The 26,960-nt window shown below is 34.8% G+C and carries 26 protein-coding genes and 1 tRNA gene; 19 read left to right on the top strand and 8 right to left on the bottom strand.

The genetic code is table 11. From position 1 onward, the window contains the following. Window positions 1–68 precede the first annotated feature (68 nt). From rho to murC, 15 genes are all read left to right on the top strand, one after another. Entirely contained in the window at window positions 69–1,364 is a 1,296-nt protein-coding gene (gene rho, locus NYG92_RS00185) for a transcription termination factor Rho (protein WP_270977708.1), read from the top strand. 3 nt (window positions 1,365–1,367) lie between these two features. Continuing rightward, window positions 1,368–2,885: a DNA polymerase III subunit gamma/tau gene (locus tag NYG92_RS00180; protein WP_289233167.1), complete on the top strand. Its 1,518-nt coding sequence runs from the start codon at window positions 1,368–1,370 to the stop codon at window positions 2,883–2,885. Between the two features lie 193 nt (window positions 2,886–3,078). Further along, window positions 3,079–4,266, top strand: coding sequence for a thiolase family protein (locus NYG92_RS00175; protein WP_289233166.1), 1,188 nt, complete (start codon window positions 3,079–3,081; stop codon window positions 4,264–4,266). 2 nt (window positions 4,267–4,268) lie between these two features. Continuing rightward, the gene (locus NYG92_RS00170; protein WP_289233165.1) at window positions 4,269–4,955 is read left to right on the top strand and encodes a CoA transferase subunit A; all 687 of its coding nucleotides are present in this window, start codon (window positions 4,269–4,271) and stop codon (window positions 4,953–4,955) included. Window positions 4,956–4,958: 3 nt separating this feature from the next. Continuing rightward, on the top strand, window positions 4,959–5,600 hold the full coding sequence (locus NYG92_RS00165) for a 3-oxoacid CoA-transferase subunit B (RefSeq protein ID WP_139018313.1): 642 nt from the start codon (window positions 4,959–4,961) through the stop codon (window positions 5,598–5,600). After that, window positions 5,600–6,952 carry a short-chain fatty acid transporter gene (locus tag NYG92_RS00160; protein ID WP_289233164.1) on the top strand — a complete coding sequence of 451 codons (1,353 nt, stop codon included), beginning with the start codon at window positions 5,600–5,602 and terminating at the stop codon, window positions 6,950–6,952. The genes NYG92_RS00165 and NYG92_RS00160 overlap by 1 nt, the downstream gene beginning before the upstream one ends. Before the next feature lie 262 nt (window positions 6,953–7,214). After that, window positions 7,215–7,715 (top strand): cytochrome c nitrite reductase small subunit, encoded by a 501-nt coding sequence (gene nrfH, locus NYG92_RS00155; protein ID WP_027304565.1) that lies wholly within the window; start codon window positions 7,215–7,217, stop codon window positions 7,713–7,715. Window positions 7,716–7,729: 14 nt separating this feature from the next. Continuing rightward, window positions 7,730–9,553 carry an ammonia-forming cytochrome c nitrite reductase subunit c552 gene (locus NYG92_RS00150; protein ID WP_289233163.1) on the top strand — a complete coding sequence of 608 codons (1,824 nt, stop codon included), beginning with the start codon at window positions 7,730–7,732 and terminating at the stop codon, window positions 9,551–9,553. An 89-nt stretch (window positions 9,554–9,642) separates the two neighbouring features. Then, a complete protein-coding gene (locus NYG92_RS00145) occupies window positions 9,643–10,215 on the top strand; it encodes a hypothetical protein (RefSeq protein ID WP_289233162.1) in 573 nt (190 codons plus the stop codon). Window positions 10,216–10,273: 58 nt separating this feature from the next. Continuing rightward, window positions 10,274–10,363, top strand: a tRNA-Ser gene (locus NYG92_RS00140). A 106-nt stretch (window positions 10,364–10,469) separates the two neighbouring features. Beyond that, window positions 10,470–12,389, top strand: a complete 1,920-nt coding sequence (locus tag NYG92_RS00135) for a type I restriction-modification system subunit M (protein ID WP_289233161.1) — start codon at window positions 10,470–10,472, stop codon at window positions 12,387–12,389. Next, on the top strand, window positions 12,389–12,994 hold the full coding sequence (locus NYG92_RS00130; protein WP_289233160.1) for a restriction endonuclease subunit S: 606 nt from the start codon (window positions 12,389–12,391) through the stop codon (window positions 12,992–12,994). The genes NYG92_RS00135 and NYG92_RS00130 overlap by 1 nt, the downstream gene beginning before the upstream one ends. A 97-nt stretch (window positions 12,995–13,091) precedes the next feature. After that, window positions 13,092–13,679, top strand: a complete 588-nt coding sequence (locus NYG92_RS00125) for a restriction endonuclease subunit S (RefSeq protein WP_432264791.1) — start codon at window positions 13,092–13,094, stop codon at window positions 13,677–13,679. Window position 13,680: 1 nt separating this feature from the next. Continuing rightward, window positions 13,681–16,632 (top strand): type I restriction endonuclease subunit R, encoded by a 2,952-nt coding sequence (locus tag NYG92_RS00120; RefSeq protein ID WP_289233159.1) that lies wholly within the window; start codon window positions 13,681–13,683, stop codon window positions 16,630–16,632. A gap of 95 nt (window positions 16,633–16,727) precedes the next feature. Further along, on the top strand, window positions 16,728–18,020 hold the full coding sequence (gene murC / locus NYG92_RS00115) for a UDP-N-acetylmuramate--L-alanine ligase (protein WP_289233158.1): 1,293 nt from the start codon (window positions 16,728–16,730) through the stop codon (window positions 18,018–18,020). On the opposite strand, the gene NYG92_RS00110 is transcribed toward murC, so the two are convergent. From NYG92_RS00110 to gatC, 8 genes are all read right to left on the bottom strand, one after another. After that, window positions 18,017–18,799 (bottom strand): shikimate dehydrogenase, encoded by a 783-nt coding sequence (locus NYG92_RS00110; RefSeq protein WP_027304572.1) that lies wholly within the window; start codon window positions 18,797–18,799, stop codon window positions 18,017–18,019. The genes murC and NYG92_RS00110 overlap by 4 nt on opposite strands. Continuing rightward, window positions 18,796–19,599 carry an SPOR domain-containing protein gene (locus tag NYG92_RS00105; RefSeq protein WP_004277511.1) on the bottom strand — a complete coding sequence of 268 codons (804 nt, stop codon included), beginning with the start codon at window positions 19,597–19,599 and terminating at the stop codon, window positions 18,796–18,798. The genes NYG92_RS00110 and NYG92_RS00105 overlap by 4 nt, the downstream gene beginning before the upstream one ends. Window positions 19,600–19,610: 11 nt before the next feature. Next, window positions 19,611–20,156, bottom strand: coding sequence for a DUF1882 domain-containing protein (locus tag NYG92_RS00100; protein ID WP_004277510.1), 546 nt, complete (start codon window positions 20,154–20,156; stop codon window positions 19,611–19,613). Next, window positions 20,153–21,397 carry a serine hydroxymethyltransferase gene (locus NYG92_RS00095; RefSeq protein ID WP_289233157.1) on the bottom strand — a complete coding sequence of 415 codons (1,245 nt, stop codon included), beginning with the start codon at window positions 21,395–21,397 and terminating at the stop codon, window positions 20,153–20,155. Before NYG92_RS00095 ends, NYG92_RS00100 begins: the two co-directional genes overlap by 4 nt. Then, window positions 21,394–22,902 carry a lysine--tRNA ligase gene (gene lysS, locus NYG92_RS00090; RefSeq protein WP_027304576.1) on the bottom strand — a complete coding sequence of 503 codons (1,509 nt, stop codon included), beginning with the start codon at window positions 22,900–22,902 and terminating at the stop codon, window positions 21,394–21,396. The genes NYG92_RS00095 and lysS overlap by 4 nt, the downstream gene beginning before the upstream one ends. Further along, the gene (locus tag NYG92_RS00085) at window positions 22,903–23,373 is read right to left on the bottom strand and encodes a Fur family transcriptional regulator (RefSeq protein WP_004276395.1); all 471 of its coding nucleotides are present in this window, start codon (window positions 23,371–23,373) and stop codon (window positions 22,903–22,905) included. Next, a complete protein-coding gene (locus NYG92_RS00080; RefSeq protein WP_289233156.1) occupies window positions 23,374–23,937 on the bottom strand; it encodes a CvpA family protein in 564 nt (187 codons plus the stop codon). A 69-nt stretch (window positions 23,938–24,006) separates the two neighbouring features. Then, on the bottom strand, window positions 24,007–24,294 hold the full coding sequence (gene gatC / locus NYG92_RS00075) for an Asp-tRNA(Asn)/Glu-tRNA(Gln) amidotransferase subunit GatC (protein ID WP_004277506.1): 288 nt from the start codon (window positions 24,292–24,294) through the stop codon (window positions 24,007–24,009). Window positions 24,295–24,411: 117 nt separating this feature from the next. On the opposite strand from gatC, the gene NYG92_RS00070 reads away from it, so the two are divergent. The 4 genes from NYG92_RS00070 to NYG92_RS00055 are packed head-to-tail and all read left to right on the top strand — an operon-like array spanning window position 24,412 to window position 26,872. Next, entirely contained in the window at window positions 24,412–24,990 is a 579-nt protein-coding gene (locus NYG92_RS00070) for a hypothetical protein (protein ID WP_270977728.1), read from the top strand. Beyond that, entirely contained in the window at window positions 24,987–25,991 is a 1,005-nt protein-coding gene (locus NYG92_RS00065) for a hypothetical protein (RefSeq protein WP_270977730.1), read from the top strand. The genes NYG92_RS00070 and NYG92_RS00065 overlap by 4 nt, the downstream gene beginning before the upstream one ends. Window positions 25,992–25,998: 7 nt before the next feature. Continuing rightward, window positions 25,999–26,253, top strand: coding sequence for a hypothetical protein (locus NYG92_RS00060; RefSeq protein WP_027304580.1), 255 nt, complete (start codon window positions 25,999–26,001; stop codon window positions 26,251–26,253). Then, on the top strand, window positions 26,240–26,872 hold the full coding sequence (locus NYG92_RS00055) for a type III pantothenate kinase (protein ID WP_270977732.1): 633 nt from the start codon (window positions 26,240–26,242) through the stop codon (window positions 26,870–26,872). The genes NYG92_RS00060 and NYG92_RS00055 overlap by 14 nt, the downstream gene beginning before the upstream one ends. Window positions 26,873–26,960 lie beyond the last annotated feature (88 nt).

Genomic DNA, 26,960 nt, shown 5'->3' with positions numbered 1-26,960 from the left:
TTTGACAAAAATAAGAATTTTTTACTAAAATCACACTTTTGATTACTGCTATATCTTACAGAGGACTTATGGAAAAAGAAAAAAAACATCAAAGAACGCATGTTCCCGTTGAGGGCTATAAAATAGAAGATTTAAAGCTACTTGACTTAGAAAATTTAGTTAAAATCGCAAATGAGTGCGAGATAGAAAATCCTAGAGAATTTCGCAGACAAGAATTAATTTTTGAAATTTTAAAAGCACAAACTAAAAAAGGTGGCTTTATCCTTTTCACGGGGATTTTAGAGCTTAGTCCCGAAGGGTATGGCTTTTTAAGGGGAATGGATGCTAATTTAAGCGATAGTGTAAATGATGCTTATGTTTCAAATTCGCAAATTCGCAAATTTGCTTTAAGGGTAGGCGATATCGTTACTGGGCAGGTTAGAGAGCCAAAGGACCAAGAGAAATATTATGCACTTTTAAAAATTGAAGCGATTAATTACCTTCCTCTAAAAGAGGCGAAAGAAAGACCTCTTTTTGATAATCTTACTCCCATTTTTCCCACAGAAAAAATTAAGCTTGAATACGATGCGATGAAACTCACGGGTAGGGTGCTAGATCTTTTCACTCCCATAGGTAAGGGACAAAGAGGTCTCATAGTCGCACCGCCTCGCACGGGTAAAACTGAGTTGATGAAAGAACTTGCCACCGCTATAGCTAAAAATCACCCAGAAATGCACTTAATCGTGCTTTTAGTCGATGAAAGACCTGAAGAGGTTACTGATATGCAACGATGTGTTAAGGGTGAGGTCTTTAGCTCGACTTTTGATTTACCAGCTTATAATCACGTGCGTGTAGCTGAGCTTGTCATAGAAAAAGCAAAAAGAATGGTAGAAATGGGTAAAGATGTTATCATCTTGCTAGATAGCATCACGCGTCTTGCAAGAGCTTATAATACAGCCACTCCAAGCTCTGGCAAGGTTTTAAGCGGGGGCGTGGATGCAAATGCTTTGCATAAGCCAAAACGCTTTTTTGGAGCGGCTAGAAATATAGAAAATGGAGGCTCACTTACCATTATCGCTACGGCTCTTATTGATACGGGTTCGAGAATGGACGAGGTGATTTTTGAGGAATTTAAAGGCACAGGAAATAGTGAAATCGTGCTAGATAGAAGTATATCAGATAGAAGAATTTACCCTGCGATTAATATCATTAAATCAGGCACAAGAAAAGAAGAGCTTTTGCAAGGAGTTACAAATCTGCAAAAAATTTGGGCGATTCGCTCTGCTATTTCACAAATGGACGATGTGGAAGCGCTTAAATTTTTATATTCTAAAATGCTTAAAACAAAAGACAATACCGAGCTTTTATCTATAATGAATGAGTAGAATATGCTTCAAGCCTTAGCGATTAAATACCGCCCTAAAACCTTCGATGAATTAATTGGTCAAAAAGCTGTTAGTGCGAGTTTAAGATACGCCCTAAATTCCAAACGCCTTGCTCACGCCTATCTTTTTTCAGGGCTTCGTGGTAGCGGGAAAACTTCAAGTGCTAGAATTTTCTCTCGTGCCCTTGTGTGCGATGAGGGACCAAATGCCACACCTTGCGGCACTTGTAAGCAGTGTATCGCCGCACTTGAAGGTAAGCACATCGACATTATAGAAATGGATGCAGCGAGCAATAGGGGGCTTGAAGATATACAAAGCCTTATAGAACAGACAAAATACGCTCCCTCAATGGCGCGTTTTAAAATTTTCATCATTGATGAGGTGCATATGCTCACCCCACAAGCAGCAAATGCCCTGCTTAAGACCCTTGAAGAGCCACCAAGCTATGTGAAATTCATTTTAGCGACAACAGACCCTTTAAAACTTCCAGCCACAGTGCTTTCACGCACGCAGCATTTTCGTTTTAAGCAAATCGCTCAAAGTGAAATTTTGACACATCTTAAAGATATCTTAAATAAAGAAGGTGTGAAATTTGAAGAAGAGGCTTTAAAATTTATAGCAAGAAGTGGAAGTGGCTCTTTACGCGATACTCTTACGCTTTTAGACCAAGCCATTATTTTTAGTGAAAATCATATTAGCACTGCTAAAATTACCGAGTTGCTAGGCTTTTTAGACCCGTCCAAAATTAAGGAATTTTATTACGCTATTTTACATAAAGACAGAGAAAGGGTGTTTGGATTTTTAGAAGAGCTTCAAGACTATGAGGCAAATAGCGTGATAGATGAAATGCTTTTTTATCTCAAAGAAAGTTTTTTTGCAAGGAGTGAAGAATTTTCAACTCTGATTTACGAAAGATTTTTTAGGATACTTTCAAGAGCTAAGAATTTGCTTTGCGATGATGATGGTTTTACACTTTGCGTGATGGCTTTTATGATGATGGAGGCAAGCTATCTTAAGGAAATCGATATGCAAATTAGCGATCTTCAAAGTCAAATTAAAGAGCCTTTAGAGCAAGGTAAAGCAAAAGAAAATATTAAAATAGAAAAGGCGATAAAGTCTCAAACAAATCAAAACGCTTATGAGCTTTTGCTTGAAAAAATTTATGATAGAGATTATGAGCTTGCTGAGTGTTTTAAGCAAAGCACGAAATTTATAGCTTATGAAAACGAGGTTTTAATTATTAGCTCTAATGCGCAGGGGCAAAATCGCACTTTGTTAAATCAAGGCTTTAAGCTCATACAAAAATTACTAAGAGAAAATTTTGGCACAAATGCTAAGATAGAAGTGAGAAAAGAAGTTGTTATAGACGAAAGTAAATTGCAAAGTCTTAAGCAAAATATTAGTGAAAATGATTTAAATTCGCAATTTGATGAATTGCGTAAAAATGCCAAAAAAGCAGACCCTCAAGGTGAAACTAAAGAAGCCTTAAGGCAATGTTTTGGCGATCCTCAAGTGGAGTAAAAATTGATTTTATAATCTTGCAAAATATTACTTTTTGTAACTTTTTCTAAGAATTAAAAATTTTATTAACTCTCAAATCCTACAAATAAATATTACTAAAAGTAACTTTTATCTTAAATTTTCTTTAAAAATATTTCTTTGCCTATATTTATTAATAAAGTTATTTTAAATTTTTAAATAAAAAGGAGAAGTGATGAAAACACAAGAAGTGGTTATAATGGCTGCAAAAAGGACAGCTATCGGCTCTTTTTTAGGCAGTTTAAAGCAGACAACAGCCGTCCAGCTTGCAAGTTCACTTTCTCAATCTTTGCTTGATGAAGTGGGATTAGATAAAAATTTGATTGATGAGCTTATTTTGGGACAAGTTTTGGGGGCGGGTTGTGGGCAAAATGTGGCGCGACAAGTTCTTATAAATAGTAGTGTAAGCTTGGAAAAAACGGCTTTTGTTGTTAATATGCTTTGCGGTTCGGGCTTAAAAGCTGTCCAGCTTGGCTTTGACTCGATTCGTTTTAATAATGCAAATATGCTTTTATGTGGCGGTGTTGAAAATATGTCTTTATCGCCTTTTTTACTTGAAAATGCTAGGCTTGGTTATAAAATGGGGCATCAAAATTTAATCGATAGTATGATTAAAGATGGAATTTGGTGTGCTTTGAGTGATTGTCATATGGGCATTACCGCAGAAAATTTAGCTAAAAAATATGAGCTTTCACGCGAAGAGCAAGACGAATTTGCGCTCAATTCTCAATTAAAAGCCTCAAAAGCTATTGAAAATAAAGCCTTTGGGGCGGAAATTTTGCCTTTAAAAATTCAAGATAAGAAAAAAGAATTTATCTTTAGTGAAGATGAATTTGTGCGTAAAGATGCAAATTTAGAAGCTTTATCGCGTTTAAAACCTGCCTTTGATAAAAATGGCTCTGTTACCGCTGGTAACTCTTCGGGGGTTAATGATGGGGCAGCTATGTTATTGTTAAGTTCTAAAGAGAAAGCACTTGAGTTAAATTTACCCATTTTAGCGAAGCTTAAAGGTTTTGCTAGTGTGGGTGTAGAGCCTAGCATTATGGGTATAGGTGCGGCTTTTGCGGCGAAAAAGGTGCTTAAAGAACTTGATTTAAGTATTGATGATATAGAGCTTATAGAGGCAAATGAGGCTTTTGCAGCCCAAAGTTTAGCCACGCTTAGAGAGCTTGGGGCTGATGTAAATAGGGTAAATGTTAATGGTGGGGCTATTGCTTTGGGACATCCCATAGGTGCGAGTGGAGCAAGGATATTAGTAAGTCTTATTTATGCCTTAAGAGCTAGGGGCAAAAATTTAGGTTTGGCGACTTTGTGCGTTGGTGGCGGACAAGGAATTGCTGCTGTAGTTGAGATAGAAAGGTAAAAATGAATAAAATAATTACAAATTTAGATCTTGCTTTTAAAGACATAAAAGACGGCGTAACGCTTTTGGTTGGGGGTTTTGGTTTATGTGGGATACCTGAGTATGCCATCGCGAAAGTTAAAGAGCTTAATATTAAAAATTTAACCATAGTGAGTAATAACTGCGGTGTAGATAACTTTGGCTTGGGAATTTTGCTTCAAAACAAGCAAATTAAAAAAATCATCGCTTCTTATGTGGGGGAGAATAAAACTTTCGAGCAGCAATTTATCAATGGTGAGCTTGAAGTCGTTCTCACACCGCAAGGCACACTAGCCGAGCAGCTTAGAGCAGGGGGAGCTGGTATAGCGGGCTTTTATACGCAAACGGGTGTGGGGACTTTGGTCGCAGAAGGTAAAGAGCATAAGGAATTTGAGGGGAAAACTTATATTTTAGAAAAAGCGATTAAGGGGGATTTTGCTTTGGTTAAGGCGCAAAAGGCAGATAGATTTGGAAATCTTATCTTCAATAAAACGGCGAGAAATTTTAACCCTCTTTGTGCAATGGCGGGCAAAATTACCCTAGCTGAAGTGGAAGAAATCGTCGATGAAATCGAGCCTGATAGTGTCCATTTGAGCGGAATTTATGTCGATTTTGTCTATTGTGGCGAAAATTATGAAAAGCGCATAGAAAAAATCATCACAAAAGGATAAAAGATGTCAAAAGAACTTATAGTTAAACGAGCAGCTAGAGAAATTCAAAATGGAATGTATATTAATCTTGGTATAGGTATTCCTACGCTTATCGCCGATGAGATAGAAAAGCTAAATTTAAAGGTCTTTTTGCAGTCGGAAAATGGGCTTTTGGGTATAGGTGCTTATCCCACTAAGGAGCAAGTGGATGCAGATTTGATTAATGCAGGTAAGGAAACCGTTACAGTAGTCAAGGGCGCTAGTTTTTTTGATAGTGCTGAGAGCTTTGCAATGATACGCGGTGGGCATATTGACTTGGCGATTTTGGGAGGAATGGAAGTGTCTCAAAGTGGAGATTTGGCTAACTATATGATACCGGGCAAACTTGTCAAAGGAATGGGTGGGGCTATGGATTTAGTAAGCGGTGCTAAAAGTATAGTGGTGGTTATGGAGCATACGAATAAACACGGAGAAAGTAAGGTAAAGAAGAAATGCGGCTTACCTTTGACGGGAAAAGCTGTGGTTAATAAACTCATTACAGAGCTTGGAGTTTTTGAATTTGAAAATAATGAAATGTTTTTGGTGGAATTAATGCAAGGGGTTAGTTTGGAAGAATTAAAAGCTAAAACCGAAGCGGAATTTAAAGTCAGGCTAGGAGGTGTTTAATGTTAAAATCCTTTACTCAAATTTGTGTCAATTTAGCGTCAAAATGGCTTCCTGATTCTTTTGTTTTAGTGGCAATTTTAACTCTTTTTGTTTTTTTATCGGTGTGGGGTTTTACAAGTCAAGAGCCTTTGCAAATCGTGCAAAACTGGGGTAATGGTGCTTGGAATTTACTTGCTTTTTCTATGCAAATGGCTTTAGTGTTAGTTTTAGGGCAAGCCCTAGCAAGTGCGAAAATCATATCCACTTTTTTGCAAAGACTTGCTGATATACCTAAGGGTTATTTTAGTGCGATTTTGATGGTAAGTTTTCTTGGGCTTGTGGCTAATCTTATAAATTGGGGATTTGGACTGGTTATATCGGCGATTTTTGCAAAGGAAATTGCAAAAAAAGTTAGGGGTGTGGATTATCGTTTGCTCATTGCGGCGGCTTATTCTGGTTTTGTGGTGTGGCACGGCGGACTTTCAGGCTCTATACCGCTGACCTTATCGAGTGGAGGCGAAGCTTTATCGAAAAGCACAGCGGGAATTTTGAGTGAGAGTATCCCTAGCTCTATGACGATATTTTCAAGCTTTAATCTTACCATCATCGCTATTATTGTTTTATGCTTACCTTTTTTACTTGCCTTTATCCACCCAACTAAAGAGAACACTTTAGAAATTGACAAAAGGCTTTTAGAGCAGGAAAATAAAGACTTAGAGATTATCAATCATAGCAAGGATAAAAGTTTAGCCGTCTGGCTTGAAAATAGTTTTTTAGTTAGTGCTGCTATTTCTACTTTGGGTTTTGTGTATATTGTGTCGCATTTTGCTAAGGGTGGGGATTTAAATTTAAATGTTTTAAATATGATTTTTCTATTTTTAGGAATTTTATTACACAAAAAACCTGCCCTGTATATCAAAGCTATCAATACTGCTGCTAAAAATGCGGCGGGGATTTTACTGCAATTTCCTTTTTATGCAGGGATTATCGGTATGATGGTCGCTGGTGGGGAGCATAGCCTTGCAAGTGTGTTATCGCATTTTTTTATCAGTATTTCAAATTCTAATACTTTTGCACTTTTTGCTTTTTGGAGTGCAGGTTTTGTTAATATTTTTGTGCCATCAGGCGGAGGGCAGTGGGCTGTGCAAGCGCCGATTATGATACCTGCTGGACTAGAGCTTGGTATAAGTCCTGCGGTAACTTCTATGGCTATTGCTTGGGGAGATGCTTGGACTAATATGATTCAGCCTTTTTGGGCTTTACCTGCTCTTGCTATTGCGGGACTTGGTGCGAAAGATATTATGGGCTATTGTGTCATCACTCTTCTTTTTACAGGTTTGGTAATTAGTCTTGGATTTTTATTTTTAGTTTAATCAACAGCTTGGTTTAATTAAGATTTTAAACCTCGCTTTTATTGATAGAGCGAGGTTTTATGATAAATTATTTTAAAACGATTTAAAATCAAATAAATTATGAATAAAATTTTATAATTTTTTGTCCTCAAATAACTATAATGCCGCAAGTTATATTAATATAAATGTATATTAAAGACTTATTTTATCCTTAAATAAAAATTAAATATTTCTTGTTATAATTTTCCATTACGATTGTAAATTATTTTACAAGGAGGGGATTTTGGGGCAAAAGAGAGCTTTTACGAATCTTTTTGGCATTTTTTTACTCTTGCTTTTTGCTTTGTTTGCTGTGGGTTTTTATACCTTTTATAATGCAAAGGGCATTTCTTATTTTAGTAATGCTAGCGAGTCTTGTAATAATTGCCATATTATGAATGAGGTTTATAACGACTATTTGGCAGCTTCTCATTCTAAAAAGGTCAAAGGAGAGCCAAGGGCTAGTTGTGTGGATTGTCATTTGCCACATCAAGGTGTTAAAAAATGGGTTGCAAAGGCTGAGAGTGGCTTATCTCACGCTTATGCTTTTACCTTTAAGCTTGATGAGTTGCCGACAAATTTGAGTGCGACACAAAAAAGTAAAGAAATGGTGCAGGATAATTGCATTCGTTGCCACGGTGATTACGCTGGGGCAGCTATCAATGCGACAAGTAACCCACATAAAGATAATTCTTTAAGCTGTGTATCGTGCCATAGTGGTGTCGGTCATAAACGCGGATTTTAAATTAGGAGGTTTTAATGAATAAAAAGGGTCCTTTATACTTCGGTATAATCGTAGTTATCGCTTTAATCGGCGGAGTGTTATGGCTTAATAATGATGTGAATCAAAAGCAACAAGAAAGCGTAGGAGGTATCGTCAGTAAAAATTTCGTGGAGATGAGTGATGATAATCCTACCTTTGATGAGTGGGGTAAAAATTTCCCTGATTATTTAGATATGTATTTGACTGTGGAGAAGGAAAAGCCTTTTGAGACGGATTTTGGTGGAAATTTGGCTTATTCTAAACTTATCCGCTATCCGCAGCTTACTGTGCTTTGGGCGGGGTATCCCTTTTCTATTGACGCAAATGAAGAAAGGGGACATTTTTGGATACAAGTTGATCAAATGGACACAGCTAGAAATAACAAAGACTTTCTTAACGCTCACGGCTTTGCAGGTTTTGGCGGACAGCCAACAGCCTGTATGAATTGCCATAGTGGTTGGACTCCTTGGCTTTTGAAAAATGTCGCTAAAGATGACTGGGTAGCGTTTAACTCGACTAAATACTGGACTATGATTAAAAATATCCCAGCGGTTAATGGCTATAAAGAAGGCTCAGTAGAGCATAGCGGACCACATGGAGGTAAGAGAATGGGCGTAACCTGTGCGGACTGCCATACTCCAAATAATATGAGCTTAAGACTTACGCGTCCAGCAGCCATTAATGCCTTAGTGGCTAGAGGTTACGAAAGAGATGCGGAGCAAGGCGTGAAAGCGACTAGAGAAGAAATGAGAACTTTAGTTTGCTCACAGTGCCATGTTGAATACTACTTCAAACCAACAGGCGAAAAAGTTAAGGTTATGGGCGAAAGTATAGCAAATGATACAAGCAAAAAATGGTGGAACGGCACACAAAAAACTTACGATGAATTTGACACTTGGAGAGATGGTAACAAGCCTACCGAAATCGAAGTTGCTGGGATAGAGCTTGTTTTCCCTTGGAGTGAGTGGAAAAAGGGTGAGCCATTTAGAATAGAAATGTTTGACGAATATTATGAAAAAGTGCGTAAAGTTTTTGATAAAGACTGGGCGCATAAAATCAGCGGTGCGCCTATGATTAAAATTCAACACCCTGAAAGTGAGCTTTATAGTGGAGGTGTGCATGCGGCAAATGGTGTAAGCTGTGCGGATTGTCATATGCCTTATATTAGAAAAGGTGCGAAGAAAATGACTCAGCATAATATCACTTCACCTTTAGCAGATATTAATTCTGCTTGTAAAACTTGTCATAACCAAAGCGAAGATTATCTTAAGGCTCAGATTAAAGATATTCAAAACTCAACCGCACATAATCTAAGAACAGCAGAATATGCAATCGTTAGTCTTATCACAGACATTAAAACAATGCGTGATGCACTTGGTGCTTTAGAATCTTATCAAAGCGAAGGTAAGGCAGATGTGAAGAAGATTAATGAAGAGTTAAATGAAGTTTTAGAGCTTCATAGAAAAGCACAAATGAGAGCAGATTTTATTGGTGCGGAAAATTCAACAGGCTTTCATAATCCAAGAGAAAGTTCTAGAATGCTTTTACAAGCTGTGGATATGGCTAGAATGGGTCAAACTAAGCTTGTAGAAATCGCTAACGCAAATGGCATAGCAGGTTTTAAAACCTCAAATTTAGGCTTTGAAGATATGCAAAAACTAAATCCGGGCGAGATACGCTACAAAGTCGAGCTTAACGGACATAAGGAGGGAGAACGCTATTATAAGCACGATAATGTCAATGGTAGCCCATCAAATGCCCTAATCGAAGGGGATAAAAATCTCAAGCCTTACAATCATCAAGTCGTTGATAAGCAATAATTTAAGCCCGCAAAGTCGGGCTTATCTTCATTTCACTTTCACTTCACAGATTATATTTATAATACGCTAAATCTTTCAAGGAGTGAAATATGATTAACAAAAACAAGCTTTTTAGACAAATTCACATTTACACTAGTCTTTTTTTCTTACCCTGTGCTGTGCTTTTTGCTTTTACTGGTATGGCTTATATTTTTGGTTTCAATCAAGATGTGGGACTTAAAACGCAAAATTATATTTTGCAAAAAAATATAGAGGCGGGTAAGGAACGCGAGACGCTTTTAGAATTTTTAAAAGAAAATCATTTAAAAATTCCAAGTAATACCGAACTTCGCATTGGTAAGGGTAAGGGTAAGGGAAATTCGGCTAATGTGATGTTAATGGGAGGGACGCATTATAGTGTAGAAATGAAACCTGTGGCAAATCATTATGAGATTACGCTTAAAACTAGAAGCATTTTAGGAGATATGATAATGCTACATAAAGATAAAGCGGCGTGGTATTTTTCCGTGCTTTCTGTGGGCTTTGGAGTGGTGCTATTTTTACTTTATCTTTCTGGGCTTATGATAACATTTTTTGCAAGTAAAAAGGATAGGGCTAAACAGCTTACGACTTTTGCTATCGGGCTTTTAGTAACGATACTTTTAGCTTATTTAAGTTTATAATGCTCGGCTTTAAGCTGAGTATTATTTAAATTTTATTATAATCACACTTTCTTTTTACGGACAGATGGGTGAGTGGCTGAAACCACACCCCTGCTAAGGGTGCAGATCTTAACGGGTCTCGAGGGTTCAAATCCCTCTCTGTCCGCCACTTCTTTTAAATTTATCGTTTTTTGTAGCATTTTTAAATTTGATAATCGTTGAAACTTTGCTTTAAATTTGTAATGGTGTTATAATTCGTCAAAAAAGGAGTATCTATGCAAATCCATCAGTTTCAGCCTATTATTAGTTTTATTTGGAGTGTGGCAGATGATTTACTACGCGATGTGTATGTTAAGGGTAAATACCGCGATGTTATCCTGCCTATGACGATTTTAAGGAGGCTAGATGTTATCCTAGAGCCGACAAAAGATAAAGTTTTAGAGACTTACAACGAAGACAAAGATATAGCAGATGAAGATACTCTAAAAGATTTACTATGCAATGCAAGTGAGACCACATTCTACAACCACTCGCATTTCACACTCAAAAAGCTCTTAAATGACCCCAAAAACATTAGAATCAATTTTGAAAACTATCTTGAAGGCTTTAGTGAAAACATCAAAGACATTATCACAAAGTTTAAATTTCAAAATCAGCTTGACACGCTAGAAGATGCAAAAATCCTTTATGGCGTTATAGAGCGATTTTGCTCTCCTAAAATCAATCTTTCTATGCACGATATTAAAGACGATAAAGGCGAAATTCTCCATAAGGGCTTAAGCAATCTTGGTATGGGCTATGTCTTTGAAGAGCTTATAAGAAGATTTAATGAAGAGAATAATGAAGAAGCCGGCGAGCATTTCACACCCAGAGAGCTTATAGAGCTTATGACGCATTTAGTCTTTTTGCCTATAAAAGATAGAATCCAAAAAGGCACTTTTACTATCTATGATAATGCTTGTGGAAGCGGCGGTATGCTTACAGAGTCTAAAGAGTTTATCACAGATGAAAAAGGGCTTATCCAATCTAAAGCTACAATTTATCTCTACGGGCAGGAGATAAACCCAGAAACCTACGCTATCTGTAAAGCCGATATGCTAATAAAGGGCGAAAATCCCGACAATATCAAATACGGCTCAACCCTAAGCGAAGATAAACTAAGAGGCGAAAAATTTGACTTTATGCTGACAAATCCCCCTTATGGCAAATCGTGGGAAAAAGACCAAAAAGAATTAGATGTCAGCAAAAAGGGCGGAATCGCCACTTGCAATGACCCAAGATTTCAGGTAGGCATTACAAGTAAAAGTGATGGGCAGATGATGTTTTTGCTAAATATGCTAAGCAAGATGAAAAAGCCAAAGGAGAATAATGGCGTAGGCTCTCGCATAGCCTCCGTGCATAATGGCAGCTCACTTTTTAATAGCGATAGCGGTATGGTAGCTATCCGCAGATACATCATAGAAAACGACCTCCTAGAAGCCATCATCGCCCTGCCTACAAATATGTTTTACAACACAGGCATTCCCACTTTTATATGGATTCTAACCAACAACAAAACAGAATCTAAAAAAGACAAAGTCCAGCTTATAAATGCCACAAAAGAGACATATTATACAAAGATGAAAAAATCCTTAGGGCAAAAGCAAAATAATATGACAAAAGAACATATAGACAAGATTACAAATCTTTTCTTAGCAAATAAAGAAAATGATGACTGCAAGATTTTTGATAACGCTGAGTTTGGCTACACTAAAATCACCATTGAGAGACCAAAAAGCATAGAGCTTTTAGTAAATGATGAAAAGTTTCAAGCCTTGCAAGACAAAGATAAGATTCTAGAAAAATTACAAGAGCTAGATTCTAATCCGCAAGATTTCACAAGCAAAGAAGACTTTATAAACTTCCTTGATGTCAAACTCAAAAAAGCAGAGGAAAATTTACTCATAGATTCTGATAAGACAAACAACACGGAGAAAATCCCCCTAACACAAGATATACAAAGCTACTATGAAAACGAAGTAAAGCCCTATGTGCCAAACTCTTGGATAGCGTGGGATACTCTAAACATAGGCTACGAGATTTTGTTTAACAAATATTTCTATACCTACACAGCCCCACGAAGCCTAGAATCTATCAATAAAGATTTACAAGACTTAGAGCAAGAAACGCAGGATTTATTAAGGGAGATTCTATAATGCGTGTTTATAAACCTAGCGGGATAGAATGGCTTGGGGAGATTCCGCAAAGTTGGGAGATTAAACCTCTCCAAGCTATTTTTAATCAAAGAAATGAGCAAAATAATAATTTAGAATTTCAAACAATTCTTTCACTTGTTAAAGATGTCGGCGTAATACCTTATGAAGAAAAAGGAAATGTCGGCAACAAAGCAAAAGACGATTTGCAGGGCTATAAGATTGCAAGAGTTAATGATTTAGTATTAAACAAAATGAATGCTGTAATCGGCTCATTAGGTGTTTCAAAATATGATGGTTTAGTTAGTCCCATTTATTTAGTTTTATATATTGAAAATCCAAACTATTTGATAGCTTATTATTCTTATCTTTTTCAAACAAAATCTATCCAAAAGTTTTTAAGAAAATTTGCTTATGGTATTATGGAAATTAGGGAAAGTATAGATTATTTAGAATTTAAAAAGATGTTTTTACCTACACCCCCACTCCAAGAGCAAAAAGAGATTGCGGAATTTTTAGATTCTAAGTGCGAGAAGATTCAAAACTATATAGACAAAAAGCAAAAGCTAATCACACTTTTACAAGAGAAAAAAACAAGCCCTAATTAACGAAGCCGTTACAAAAGGACTTAATCCAAATATAGAATCTAAAAATAGTGGTATAGAATATCTCGGGCTTATTCCACACCACTGGGAAGTAAAAAAGTTGAAGTATGTAGGAAAAGTTGTTTTAGGGAAAATGTTATGCAACGAATATCAAAAAGGTTATAGCCATTGCTATTATCTTAAGTCAAAAAATCTACAATGGCTAAATGTAGAAGTATCACAAGTTGAAAAAATGTGGTTTTCAGAATATGAAAAATCTCTTTACAGAATTAAAAAAGATGATTTACTGGTAAGCGAAGGTGGAGAAGTGGGAAAAACTTGTATTTGGAATAATGAGTTAGCAGAATGTTATATCCAAAATTCAGTGCATAAAATTACATTAAATAAATTCAATAATGCTAAATTTTTTCTCTATGCATTTTTTGCTTATGGAAAACTAGGGGTTTTTGATTCTGTTGTTAGTCGTGTAAGTATAGCTCATTTAGTGCTTGAAAAGTTAATTAATGTTGATATGGTTGTGCCACCACTCCAAGAGCAAAAAGAAATTGCGGCATTTTTAGATTCCAAAGTGGCACAAATAGATTCAGCTATAGAGAAAACAAAAAAGCAAATAGAACTTGTGAAGGAATACAAAAACACACTCATAAACGAAGCCGTTTGTGGTAGGATAAATTTAGAAAGGAAGTAAAATGAGAAATTACACAGAAAAAGACTTAGAAAGCTTTATAGAATCTGCTTTATTAGAAAATGGCTATATCAAAAGAGAAAGCAAAGATTATGATAAAAGCTTATGTATGGATAAAGAGCTATTTGAACGCTTTTTACAATCAACTCAAGCAAAAGCCCTGCAAGAATTAGAAAAAAGAAATATAAAAGAGCAAGAGTTGCTAAAAAGAGTGGCTTCACAAATAAGGCGGAGAGGAATTCTAAAAGCCTTGCAAGCTCATATAGAAATAATGGGCGTTAAACTCTCTCTAGCATACCCTAAGCCAAATTCAAGTGCTAATCCACAAGCCCTAGAAAATTATGAGAAAAATATCTTTTCTATCACGCGTCAGCTTTATTTTAGTGAAAAAAATAATAAGTCTTTAGATATGGTGATTTTCTTAAATGGACTACCCCTTATCACTATGGAGCTTAAGAACCCTTTCACAGGTCAAAATGTCTATAATGCCATAGAACAATACAAAAAAGATAGAGACCCTAGAGAGAGTATATTTAAGCAAAGTGTGGTGCATTTTGCCCTAGATAGTGATTTAATTTATATGAGCACAAAGCTAGAGGGAGTGGGGACGAGATTCTTACCCTTTAACCGTGGGCTAAATAATGGCAGTGGGGCGATAGGGTGTGAATGTGGTGGAGGCAATCCAGCGGTAAAAGATAAGATGAAAACGAGCTATTTTTGGGAAGAGCTTTTACAAAAGGATACTTTAGCAAATTTGCTTTTTAACTTCGCACAAATTGTGAAAAAAGATAAGGCGGAATTTGTGATATTTCCTAGATTTCATCAATTTGATGTCGTCCGTAAGCTTTTAAAAGATGTAAAAGAAAAAGGCGTGAGGCAAAGATACCTTATCCAGCATAGTGCAGGAAGTGGGAAAAGCAACTCCATAGCGTGGTTAGCACATAATCTAGTAAGCTTACATAGAAGGCAAAATGATGAAGAAAAACCTGTCTTTGATAGCATTTTAGTCGTAACGGATAGAAGGGTGCTTGATAGACAAATACAAGAAAATGTCAAGTCTTTTGAGGAAAATAAAGGTCTTGTAGAAGCTATCACAGATGGAAGCAGACAGCTAAAAGCCGCCATAGAAGAGGGTAAAAAAATCATCGTTACAACGATACAAAAATTCCCCTATATCGCTGATGAAATCACGCATTTAAGTGATAAAACCTTTGCTATTATCATAGATGAAGCACATTCAAGCCAAAGTGGTAAAAACGCACAAGAAATGGCAAAAGCCATAAGCAATAAAGAATCTAATCACATAGATTCTAATGAAATAGACATAGAAGAAGAGCTGATAAAAATCATTGAAAATAAAAAGTTTCAAAAAAATGCAAGTTATTTTGCTTTCACTGCTACGCCTAAGCCAAAAACGCTAGAAATGTTTGGAAGTGCTTGTGAGATAAATGGGGAGAAAAAATTTATCCCCTTTCATCTCTACTCTATGAAACAAGCCATAGAAGAGGGCTTTATCCTTGATGTGTTAAAAGGCTATATCACTTATACAAGCTACTATAAAATCATCTCTAGCATAGATGATGATAAAGAATATGATAAAGCAAAAGCAAATGCGAAATTAAGAGCCTATGTAACAAATCATCCTGAAACGATTGAGAGAAAAGCAAAAATAATGATAGAGCATTTTTTTCAAAATATTTATAAAAAAATCGGTGGCAAGGCAAAGGCAATGGTCGTTACAAGCTCTAGGGAGAATGCGGTTAAATATTATCTTTTCTTTAAAAAGTATTTGCAAGAGAATTACCCAGAGTATCAAGCTTTAGTGGCATTTTCAGGGGATAAGGAAATAAATGGGGAGAGTTATAGCGAAGCAGAGCTTAATGGCGTTAGTGAAGCTATGCTAAAAGATGAATTTAAAAAGGATAATTATCGCTTTTTAATTGTCGCAGAAAAATATCAAACAGGCTTTGATGAGCCGCTTTTACATACAATGTATGTAGATAAAGCCTTAGAGGGCATAAGTGCAGTGCAAACACTCTCACGCCTGAATAGAATATGCAAAAATAAAGAGGATACTTGTGTGCTAGATTTTGCAAACACGCACGAAAAGATTGGCAAATCTTTTAGCACTTTTTATGGGCAGACTTATCTCAAAGAGCCGACAAATATCGATAATATTTACACGCTTAAAAGCGAGTTATTTGACTATGGAATTTATACGCAATATGAGTTAGATGACTTTGCAAAAGCTATTTTAGATGAGCAAAGCGAGGATAAAATCCACTCTAAACTTGATAATATGATAAAAGAATATAACGCAAAAAGCGATGATAAAAAGACAGAGTTTTACACAAAGGCAAGGGTGTATTTAAGAGAATATTCTTTTCTAGCACAAATTTTACCCTTTAATGATATAGAACTTGAAAAATTATCTATTTTGCTAAAAATGCTTATCACAAAGATTGCCCCACCACGCACGGAGGATTTAGCAAAGGGGATAGTAAATAATGTAGATTTAGAGAGCATACGCATAATACTTGAGAGCAAAAAGGATATAGAGCTAGAGGAGGATAAAGGCGGGGTTAAACCATCAAGTGCTGATGGCTCTAGCAAGAAGGAAGTAGAGCTTGAACGCTTATTAAACATCGTTAGGGAATTTAACACTAAATTTGGTAGCGTGGATTTTGGGACAAATGAAAAGATAGCAAAAGAACTTATGGATTTAAAAGATGATATTGCAAAGGAGCAGACTTTTAGAGATTCTTTAGGTGATGAGCAAAATGCACGCAGGTTATTTGCGGATATTTTTAAAAATCAATATTTACAATTTTTTAAGAGAAACAAGGATTTTTTTACACAGCTTGACAATAAAGAAGAATTTAAAGAAAGAGTTTCTAATGTGATATATGAGATGATTGATGAGGGTTATCAACATAATGCTTTTAAAAGCTTTTAAAAATTTAAACCGCCTTATAAATTACAATTTTAAATTTTTCTTAATCAAGCATTCAACATAAGCTGTTAGAATTCTCCCTTTTATAAAGAGGGTTTATGATGCGTAAAATTCATTTTATAGGTATAGGCGGCATAGGAATTTCTGCTTTGGCTAGATTTTTAAAAGAAAAGGGCTATGAGATAAGTGGTAGCGATTTAAAGCCTAGTAAAATCACAAAAGAGCTTGAAAGCGAGGGTGTGAAAGTATCAATCCCCCATAATGAAGAAAATGTATGCGGTAAAGATTTAGTTATTTATTCTGCGGCGATTAAGGAGGAAAATAAAGAATTTAAACACGCTAAAGCCCTTGGCATTAAATGTCTTTCAAGAAAAGAAGCTTTACCCTTAATTTTAAAAGATAAAAAGGTTTTTGCTGTGGCTGGAGCACACGGCAAAAGCACGACTTCTAGCATTTTGGCTTCATTGCTAAATGATGCGAGCGTGATTATCGGGGCGGTGCTTAAGGAATTTGGTTCAAATATGATTTATAAAGAGAGCGAAAGGCTTGTTTTTGAGGCAGATGAAAGCGATAGCTCTTTTTTAAATTCAAATCCTTATTTGGCGATTGTTACAAATGTAGAAGCTGAACATTTGGAGCATTATAATAACGACCTTTCTAAGCTCCATAATGCTTATGCGGATTTTTTAAATGCAGCTAAAATACGAGTGATTAATGCTGAAGATCATTTTTTAAGAAACTATAAAGGCGAAGCTTTAAGGCTTTATCCAAGTTTGGATATTAAAAATGTTTCTATGCAAATTGAAGATTATAAGCCACTTACGCGTTTTGAATTTAAAAATTTGGGGCAATTTAGTGTTTTTGGTATGGGTTATCATTTAGCTCTTGATGCGGCTTTAGCGGTAATGGTAGCTTTGGAATTTGAAGATGTGGAGCAGGTGCGTTTAAAGCTTAAAAATTACCAAGGCATTAAAAAGCGTTTTGATATTTTATATGCAGATGAAGATTTGGCTATTATTGATGATTATGGACATCATCCAACGGAGATTAAGGCAACTTTAAAGGCGGCGAAAGAATATGCAAAATTGGCGGGTTACTCTAAACTTACGGCTATTTTTGAGCCACATCGTTATACGCGTTTGGTGGCAAATTTGGAGCATTTTAAGGAGGCTTTTAGTGAGGTGGATGCTCTTGTTATTTTGCCTATTTATGCGGCTGGAGAAGATGAAATTGAGATTGATTTAAGGACACATTTTCCTAAAGCCTTATTTGTAGATGATATTAAAAGAGAGGGAAAATTCTTGGTAGCAAATAGGGGAGAGCTTTTTGATGAGGGGCTTATTATAGGATTTGGAGCGGGAGATATTAGTGTAAAATTGAGAGCTAATTAGCTTAAATTTAGAGCCTCTAACATAGCTTTTTGAATTTGTTTTTGCTGATTTTTTAAGTCAAAAAAAAGCTCAAAAGCAAAAACGCCCTGCCATAAAAGCATATCAAGCCCATCTTTATGTTTGATATGTTTTTCTTCATAAAATTTTATAAAAGGCGTTTTTTTACCATAAATCACTTCAAAAGCGTATTTTGTTTGTATTTTTTTCAATAAATTGACATCGCAAGGCAAGTAATCATCGCTTAAACCTGCTGAAGTGCTATTAATGATAAGATCGAAATTAAAGTCCTTTAAATCCTCATAAAGCACACAATTAAAATCCTTAAAATGGGCGAAATTTTTCTCACTTCTATTTGCTATAAGGCTTGTAATATTTTTTTGTTTTAAGGCATAAGCGATAGCTCTAGCTGTGCCTCCCGCACCTAAAATTAAGGCTTTTTTTACATCTTTAAATTCCTCAATAGCCTTTAAAAAGCCCGGTGCGTCTGTATTGTAAGCATAAATTTGATTTTCTTTTAAGATAAGAGTATTGGCAGAGCCTATTTGCTCGGCTAAATAATCTTTAAAATCGGCTATTTTAAGAGCTTCTTCTTTAAAGGGTAGGGTAATGTTTGCACCATTTAATTCAAGCTTAAAAAGGCTTTCTTTAAGCTTTTCTTTATCTTTAAGGTGGAAGCGAGTATAGATGCCATTAAGCCCTAAGAGTTTAATGGCATTATTGTGAATTCTAGGCGATTTAGAATGCGAAATAGGATCGCCTATGACACAAAAAAATTTCATTTTAGCGTGAAAGAAAAGGCGTCTTTTGCTATTTCTTGGCGAATTTTTGCAAGTTCATTTGCAATTTTATCTTTTTCAAAAGGACCGATTAAAACCTTAGTAATTTCCTTGCCATTAACCGTCGTTTTAAAGAGTTTATAATCATAACCTTTAGCTTTGACATTGGCAAGTTCTTTAGATTTTTGGTCTAAATTACTAACCGAAAAAATTTGCACATACATACCCATAGCAAGACCGCTTGAGTGTGTTGGGACAGCTTCGACATTTTTAAATAAGTCCTTAGGGTTAGCTTCTTTTTTAGGAGTTTCTTTCTTAGGGTTTTCTTTGACTGGAGCTTCTTGTTTTGGTTTAGCTATGTTTTGCTTTACTGGGTTTGATTCTTGTTTGGCGACAGGTGGAGGCGTTTGCTCTTCTATCTCTGCTGGCTCTTGGATGGCAGGTGGAGGCGTTTGCGTTTCGTTATTGACGCTAGGCTCTATTTGAGCTTGAGAGCTTTCGTTACTCTCTTCGCCTTGAAGCTGTTTTCTTAAAAGATCAAATTGATCTTCAGGGCTATTTTCTGTGATTGGCATATTTTCAAAACCATTGTTAGATTCTGTTGGGGTTTGAGTGATTGGTTCGCTTGGTGGGGTTAATTGCTCCGTGCTTTCATCACTATTGATAAGCTTCATAACTATCATAACGACTAAAAAAAGTATGATAAGAGCGATAGCCCTAAGGAGAATTTTCTTAATTTTCTCATTTTTATTACTTTTTTCTAAGATGATATCATCAAATTCATTTTTTTTATTGTTTTCCATAATTTTCCTTTTTACATATGTTTAGACCACGAACTACCGCGTTCTTTTTGATAAACCTCATAAGGCACCACTAAAATATTAAAATCCCTTGGCATATCCATACTAGGAAAAACCTTCCATTCAATAGGCATTTTACTAGCAAACATCATAGAAAGTTTAGAGGCTAGAGAATAGCCCTCATTTAAAGCCGTGTGTCCTTTATGGATATAAAGATGCAAATGTCCTGGCGTTTTAGTTTTGTAGGCTGTAAAATTAATAAAACCCTCTTCGCGTAGGATAAGCTGTGCTCTATGCCAAAACCTCTCAGCGTTAAAGCCATTATAGTCAAAAACGATATTTTCGACCTTATTATCTTTTGTGATAAGGTCGTGAGCAACAACGATTTTTTTATTAGCGTGTTCCCTTAAAATATTTGCGTTAAGAGGAGCATCAATCCTTTCAAATTTATTAAAAAAATACCTACCTCTATGTTCGCATTTGCTGACAATCTTATCTCGTTTAATATAATAATGATCGCTTATCATTTTTATAAGCGACATATCCATAGCGGAAATCAAAACATAGCCTTTGGATAAATGATAAAATCGCTCGCAAGTTTTTTAAGCTTTTCTTTTGTGTTGATTTGTAAATTTGTATTGTTGATATCATCTAAAATATCCGCAATGGAGTGCGCTACTATTTCAATCTCTTTTTCCTTAAAGCCTCTTGCAGTAAGCGCTGGTGTGCCAAGTCTTAAGCCACTTGTTATAAAAGGGCTACGCGTTTCACCAGGGACTGTGTTTTTATTGGCAGTAATGCCTGCATTTCCTAAAGCTAAATCCGCATCTTTGCCGCTAAATTCTTTATCTAAAAAACTCATTAAAACAAGATGATTGTCCGTGCCATCGCTTACAAGTTTGAATTTTCTTTCCATTAAGATTGTTGCTAAAACTTTAGCATTTTGCACAACTTGCTTGGCATAGTTTTTCCACTCAGCACTTAAATTAAATTTAAAGCCCACAGCCTTAGCGGCAATGATATGCATTAAAGGACCGCCTTGAATTCCAGGAAAAATCGCAGAATTAATTTTTTTAGCAATTTCTTCATCATTACACATAATAATTCCACCTCTAGGACCTCTTAGGGTTTTGTGTGTGGTTGAGCTTACGATGTGTGCGTGAGGGAAAGGACTAGGATGCTCACTGGCTACGACAAGTCCAGCAATGTGAGCAATATCTGCAAAAAGATAAGCCCCCACTTCATCGGCTATCTCTCTAAATTTAGCAAAATCAATAATCCTAGCATAAGCACTTGCCCCGCATACAATGAGTTTTGGCTTAACGATGTGTGCTATTTCTCTTACTTTTTCATAATTAATACGCCCATCAAGCTCAACTCCATAAAAAAAGCTTTCATACATTTTACCCGAGCTACTAACCTTAGCTCCGTGTGTGAGATGTCCTCCGTGGCTTAAATCCATACCTAAAATTCTATCTCCTGCATTAAGCAAGGCAGCATAAACGCCTTGATTTGCTTGTGAGCCTGAATTTGGCTGGACATTAGCAAAGGCACAATTAAAGAGTTTTTTGCATCTTTGGATAGCAAGAGTTTCAATTTCATCAACAATCTCACAGCCACCATAATATCTTTTCCCCGGATAACCTTCGGCATATTTATTTGTCAAAACACTACCCATTACCTCCATCACTTCAGGCAGAGTAAAATTTTCACTTGCTATCATTTCAAGTCCATCGCATTGACGCTTTAATTCTGCAGTGGTAAGATCGTAAATTTCTTTATCAAATTGCTCTAAACTCATTCTTTATCCTCCTTAAGTTCTGATTTTAACGGACGCATCGCTGGAAATAAAATCACATCGCGGATAGATTTTTTTCCGGTTAAAAGCATTACAAGCCTATCAATGCCTATACCCTCACCAGCAGTTGGTGGCATACCATAGCCTAGAGCATTAACAAAGTCTTCGTCCATTTCACACGCTTCTTCATCTCCAGCATTTTTGGCTTCGATTTGCTTTAAAAATCTTTCATATTGATCAAGCGGATCGTTTAATTCATTAAAACCATTAGCTATCTCTTTACCTGCGATAAAAAGCTCAAAACGCTCGGCTATATTTTCATCTTTTTCACTACGCCTTGAAAGAGGGCTTATAGATATAGGAAAGTCTATAATGAAAGTGGGATTAATAAGCTTATCTTCGACATAATGATCAAAAAGTTCTGCTTGTAAATGTCCTAAATCTAATTTTTCATTTGCTTCAAAACCGTCATTTTTGAGTTTATTTAGAATTTGTTCTTTGTTTTCGATTAGTTCTTTGTCTAAATTTCCATATTTTTTTAAGGCTTCTTTATAGCTAATCCTTTCAAAAGGTTTAGAAAAGTCGATGATTTTATCGTCAAATGTGATTTTCGTTTCTAAATTTAATTCTTTCAAAAGTAGAGCGAAAAGTTTCTCTGTTAAATCCATCAAATCCCTATAATTGTGATAAGCCCAATAGAATTCAATGGTTGTAAATTCTGGATTATGCGTTAGATCCATACCTTCATTTCTAAAACAGCGATTAATCTCAAAAACAGCTTCAAATCCCCCTACAATTAACCTTTTTAAATGAAGTTCTGGAGCAATTCTTAAAAATCTTTCTACGCCTAGTGCATTATGGAAGGTTACAAAAGGCTTGGCATTTGCTCCACCTGCAATGGGGTGCATCATAGGGGTTTCTACTTCTAAAAAACCTTTATTTTCAAAAAAATGTCTAATCAAACTCACAATTTTAGAGCGCGTGAAAAAATCTTTTCTAACATCTGCGTTCATAATCATATCCACATAGCGTTTGCGATATCTTTGCTCTATATCTGTGAGTCCGTGAAATTTTTCAGGTAAAGGCACTATACTTTTTGTCGCAAGAATTAATTCGCTAATGTGCAGACTAAATTCTCCCATTTTCGTTAAAAAAGGATAGCCTTTAGCTAAAATAATGTCGCCCACTTCTAAATTTTTCTTAAAGAGATTAAATTGTTCTTCTCCTATGCTGTCTTTAGAAAAATAAATTTGGACATTTTCACTTTCATCTTCTATATTTGCAAAGATAGATTTTCCGGCTATTCTTAAAAGCTTAACGCGTCCTGCTATGCTTACTAAGACTTTTTCATCTCTTTTTTCATCTTTTTGTGTAATGTAAGCAAATTTATTTTTAAATTCCTTAATGCTTAATTCTTTTTGTAAAAAATGTGGGTAAGGATTGATCCCTGCTGTTTTAAGTTCTGCTATTTTGGCGATTCTTTGCTGTTCTAAAATATTATCAAACATTTATATTTTTACCTTTGTTTTATGATTGCAATCGCTACAAATTCCATAAAGTTGCATTAAATGTCCCGTGAGTTTAAAATGATGCTCATTGGCGATTAAAGATTGCTGTCTTTCGATGATAGGGTTTTCAAATTCTATAATTTTTCCACAGACTTTGCAAATCATATGGTCGTGGTGAGGCTTGTTTGCAAGTTCGTATTTTTTGCCCGCAGAGCCAAAGGATAAGGAGGTTACCATTTCAGCTTCTTCAAGTAAATTAAGCGTTCTATACACTGTGGCTATGCCGACATTAGAGTCTGGTTCGGCTTGTTTGATTTCCATATATAAGCTTTCTGGAGTGTAGTGTGTGTCGCTATGGTAAAGCGTTTTAAGTAAAACTTCTCTTTGTTTTGTGTATTTGAGCCCACCCTCACGCAAAATTTTTTTAAATTTTTCAAGTAAAACATCATATTCTAAATTTTCCATTAGCATTTATTGTCCTTGAGTTTCATTGGATATATTTTCTACACTTTCTTTTAAATTTTGTTGTGCCTCTTCTAGGTTTTGTTTCGCTAAAGGCTGATTCATTATAAATGCACCGGTGTTTTTAAGTAAATTTAAGGTGTAGCTATCTTTGGCGAAATTTTCTAATTTATCGTTTAAAAAGTCTATTCTAGCGACACAAAAGATTAAAATTGCAAAAATTAAAAAAACCTTAGCTCCGCCAAACAAAAAGCCACCAATTTTATCTAGAAAGCCTAAGCCACTAAGTTTAACAAGTTTTGCTAAAAAATTTCCAAGTAATAAACAAGCAATCCAAAAAACAATTAAGATCGCCAAAAAGCCCGCAAAAGAAGCTAAAGATTCATTTTCTATTCTATAGAAAGTATTTTGTATGAAGGAAGCACCATCATTGGCATATTTTGAAGCAACAAAAACTCCACCCACTATACCTAAAAGTCCAAAAATTTCCCTAAATAGTCCATTTAAAATCCCTTTAAGTCCTAGTAATAAAGTGAAGCCAATAATAAAAGCATCAAACCAATAAAAATTCATTTTAATCTTACCTTAAAAATAAAAATCTATAAAACACATTTTACTTTAAATCCAAAAATGATGAGTAAATCACTCTATGATTTTTGGCACAGAGAAAAATCTTTCCTCGTGGCTAGGTGAATTTTTTAATACATTTTCTATCACTTCAGATGTTTTTTCATCATCGGCTCTTAAAGGTGTGCCACCTTTTAGTGTGTTAATGGTAACTTTGTTTTGACTTAAATCTAGCGTGTTAAGCTTATCGACAAAATTGACAATTTCACTCAATTCGTTAATTACACTTTGTCTTTTTTCTTCATTAATCTTTAGAGCACTAAGTTTCTCAAGCTTATTTAAAAGTTTTTCATCAATTTGCATTTGTAATCCTAAATTTTTCAAAATTTCGAGCGAATTATAACATAAAAGGCTTAATTGTTTAGAATATTTTGCGTTTATTATGATACAATTTTGCAAAAATTTAAATAAGGAATTATTTTGGCATTAAAAGAGAATTTAAGAGCGATAAAAACAGAGATGAATACAGAAGAGCAATTTTTGGAAAATTTCATCAAAGGTGAGAGATTTATACGCAAATATAAACTTTATCTTGTCAGTTTTGTCATTATTTTTGTTTTATGGTTGATAGTCAGTTTTGTTATGGATACTATAAAAGAGAGTAATGTAAGGGAAAGTAATGAAATTTACGCCAATTTGCTCGTAAAAAATGACGACAAAATTCTTTTAGATAAATTAAAAAATAAAAATCTTAATTTATATGCCATTTTTTTAATGCAGAAATTGACTCAAAATCCAACAAATACGCAAATTTTGCAAGAACTTAACACATTGAGTGAGAGTGAAAAAATCGACCCCATATTTCGCAATATTATAGCTTTGACTAACAATAATAAATCCATATTTTTAAAAGATTATGCTAAAATTTTGGAAGCTTATGTTCTTTTAGAGCAAAAGAAAATTGAAGAAGCAAATGTTATTCTTGCGCAAATTAAGCCAAATACACCTCTAGAGAAAATTGCTAAAAATCTTAAACATTATCAAGGTATATCACAATGAAACATATTATAGTAACTCTTTTTTGTCTTTTTTTGCTTTGTGCTTGTGGCACAAAAAGGCAGTATTTTACACCTAGCTATGAGGATGGAGTTTTAAATTCTAGTGGAAGTTTGGGAGCTAAAATTATTGATTATAATATTGCTTCAGCTAAACTAAATAATAGCAAAACAATCTTCAAAAATGACGGCATTTTAGATTTTAAGCTAGAGAAAAATTATACTCTTTTACATTATCAAAATGGCGAATTTGTTGTCGCGGATAATAGGGGTAATTTGAAAATTTTAAATGCGGATAAGGAGGAGCTTTACGCATATCAATTTGATGCAAGTGTTTTAAGTGTAGCTTTAGATGGAGATGATATTGCTTTAATTTTGGCAAATAATACTATTGTTTTGGCAAATCGTAGTTTAGGCGTGAAATTTTCTAAGACTTTCACGCAAGCCGTAGCACAAGATTATCGTTTTGCTGCTCCTGTATTTTTAGGAGAGTTAATTATTTATCCTACCTTGGATGGAAAGCTTGTTGTTTTTTCAAGACTTAGTTCTCAAATTATAAAAGATGTGATTGTTTCATCGCAAGACTTTTTTAATAATATTATTCATTTAAGCGTTTTAGGTGATAAAATGATAGCTGCAAGTGGAAAAAAGATTATAGTTGTTACTCCTGTAAAGACTTTTTATTTAGATTTAGATATTAAAGAAGTACTTGTTGATGATAATGCTATTTTTATTTTAGGAAAAGATGGAAGTGTAATAAAGACGGATTTTGAGTTAAAAAAGCTTGATGAAAAGAAATTTGAATTTGCTATTTTTAATAAAGCAAGCATTTATGGAAATCATTTGTATGTTTTTGAAAAAATGGGGTTTTTAATTAAGTGTGATACTAAACTTGAAAATATAGAAATTTTTAAACTCGAAGGAGCCATAGATAAAAAATCTTTTATGGATGGAAATAAGTTTTATTACGATAATCGTATTTTGGATTTAGATAAAGTTTTATAGGATTGATGTGGATTTGAGTGAATTTACCAAGAAGCGAAGCTATTCTTGTGTTTTGAGTGGGAAGAATTTGGTTTTTTCTTATACGGGCAAGTCGAGATTTGTATTAAAAGATGCAGTATTTTTAGAACGCTTATGTCTTGATGTTTTGGAAAAATATAATATTAAAAATGCTAATTTTTCTTTCATTTCACACTCAACGCTTTGTTCTAAGGCTAAGACTTATTTGCAAATGAAAGGCTTTAGTATTAATGCTTCTATGTGATATAGGTAATTCTAGTACCAATTTTTTAGATGATAATAAATATTTTACTTTAAACATAGAGCAGTTTTTAGAATTTAAAAGTGAGCAAAAAATTTATTATATTAATGTCAATGAAAGACTTAAAAATTATTTATCCACACAAAATCATTTTATCAATCTTGAGCCTTATTTTGCTTTTGATACGATTTATCAGGGGCTTGGCGTGGATAGAATCGCGGCTTGTTATACTATAAGCGATGGAGTGGTTGTTGATGCTGGAAGCGCAATTACTGTGGATTTGGTGTCGAATTTTATTCATTTGGGAGGATTCATTTTGCCCGGAATTGCTAATTATAAAAAAATTTACGCTCATATATCCCCACGCTTAAAAAGTGAATTTAATACACAAATTAGCTTTGATGCCTTTCCACAAAAAACAAGCGATGCCTTAAGCTATGCTGTTTTTAAAGGAATTTATTTACTTATCAAAGATGTGGCAAAAAATGAAAAATTATATTTTACGGGAGGAGATGGTCAGTTTTTAGCAAATTTTTTTGACAATGCTATTTATGATAAATTGTTAATTTTTAGAGGAATGAAAAAGCTTATCAGTGAAAATCCTCGCATTTTAAAGCTTTAAAATGTTACTATTTTACTCATAAAATTTAAGCTTTTATAGCTTTTATTTTTTTATAAAATAAAATGAATTACACTTTTATTTTGTAAAG

Source organism: Campylobacter felis (assembly GCF_030250085.1).
Classification (GTDB): Bacteria; Campylobacterota; Campylobacteria; order Campylobacterales; family Campylobacteraceae; genus Campylobacter_D; species Campylobacter_D upsaliensis.
The sequence above is the reverse complement of the archived record's forward strand: the minus strand, read 5'-3'. Positions and strand labels throughout refer to the sequence as shown.

Bases quoted from the DNA above. Each gene is read 5' to 3' on its own strand.
- NYG92_RS00165 (WP_139018313.1), top strand. From the start codon at position 4,959: ATGTCAAAAGAACTTATAGTTAAACGAGCAGCTAGAGAAATTCAAAAT.
- NYG92_RS00105 (WP_004277511.1), bottom strand. From the start codon at position 19,599: ATGGAAAACAATAAAAAAAATGAATTTGATGATATCATCTTAGAAAAA.
- NYG92_RS00055 (WP_270977732.1), top strand. From the start codon at position 26,240: ATGCTTCTATGTGATATAGGTAATTCTAGTACCAATTTTTTAGATGAT.
- NYG92_RS00135 (WP_289233161.1), top strand. From the start codon at position 10,470: ATGCAAATCCATCAGTTTCAGCCTATTATTAGTTTTATTTGGAGTGTG.
- NYG92_RS00065 (WP_270977730.1), top strand. From the start codon at position 24,987: ATGAAACATATTATAGTAACTCTTTTTTGTCTTTTTTTGCTTTGTGCT.
- NYG92_RS00080 (WP_289233156.1), bottom strand. From the start codon at position 23,937: ATGAATTTTTATTGGTTTGATGCTTTTATTATTGGCTTCACTTTATTA.
- rho (WP_270977708.1), top strand. From the start codon at position 69: ATGGAAAAAGAAAAAAAACATCAAAGAACGCATGTTCCCGTTGAGGGC.
- NYG92_RS00110 (WP_027304572.1), bottom strand. From the start codon at position 18,799: ATGAAATTTTTTTGTGTCATAGGCGATCCTATTTCGCATTCTAAATCG.
- NYG92_RS00095 (WP_289233157.1), bottom strand. From the start codon at position 21,397: ATGAGTTTAGAGCAATTTGATAAAGAAATTTACGATCTTACCACTGCA.
- murC (WP_289233158.1), top strand. From the start codon at position 16,728: ATGATGCGTAAAATTCATTTTATAGGTATAGGCGGCATAGGAATTTCT.
- NYG92_RS00145 (WP_289233162.1), top strand. From the start codon at position 9,643: ATGATTAACAAAAACAAGCTTTTTAGACAAATTCACATTTACACTAGT.
- NYG92_RS00150 (WP_289233163.1), top strand. From the start codon at position 7,730: ATGAATAAAAAGGGTCCTTTATACTTCGGTATAATCGTAGTTATCGCT.
- gatC (WP_004277506.1), bottom strand. From the start codon at position 24,294: ATGCAAATTGATGAAAAACTTTTAAATAAGCTTGAGAAACTTAGTGCT.
- lysS (WP_027304576.1), bottom strand. From the start codon at position 22,902: ATGTTTGATAATATTTTAGAACAGCAAAGAATCGCCAAAATAGCAGAA.
- NYG92_RS00130 (WP_289233160.1), top strand. From the start codon at position 12,389: ATGCGTGTTTATAAACCTAGCGGGATAGAATGGCTTGGGGAGATTCCG.
- NYG92_RS00160 (WP_289233164.1), top strand. From the start codon at position 5,600: ATGTTAAAATCCTTTACTCAAATTTGTGTCAATTTAGCGTCAAAATGG.
- NYG92_RS00180 (WP_289233167.1), top strand. From the start codon at position 1,368: ATGCTTCAAGCCTTAGCGATTAAATACCGCCCTAAAACCTTCGATGAA.
- NYG92_RS00085 (WP_004276395.1), bottom strand. From the start codon at position 23,373: ATGCTAATGGAAAATTTAGAATATGATGTTTTACTTGAAAAATTTAAA.
- NYG92_RS00175 (WP_289233166.1), top strand. From the start codon at position 3,079: ATGAAAACACAAGAAGTGGTTATAATGGCTGCAAAAAGGACAGCTATC.
- NYG92_RS00170 (WP_289233165.1), top strand. From the start codon at position 4,269: ATGAATAAAATAATTACAAATTTAGATCTTGCTTTTAAAGACATAAAA.
- NYG92_RS00120 (WP_289233159.1), top strand. From the start codon at position 13,681: ATGAGAAATTACACAGAAAAAGACTTAGAAAGCTTTATAGAATCTGCT.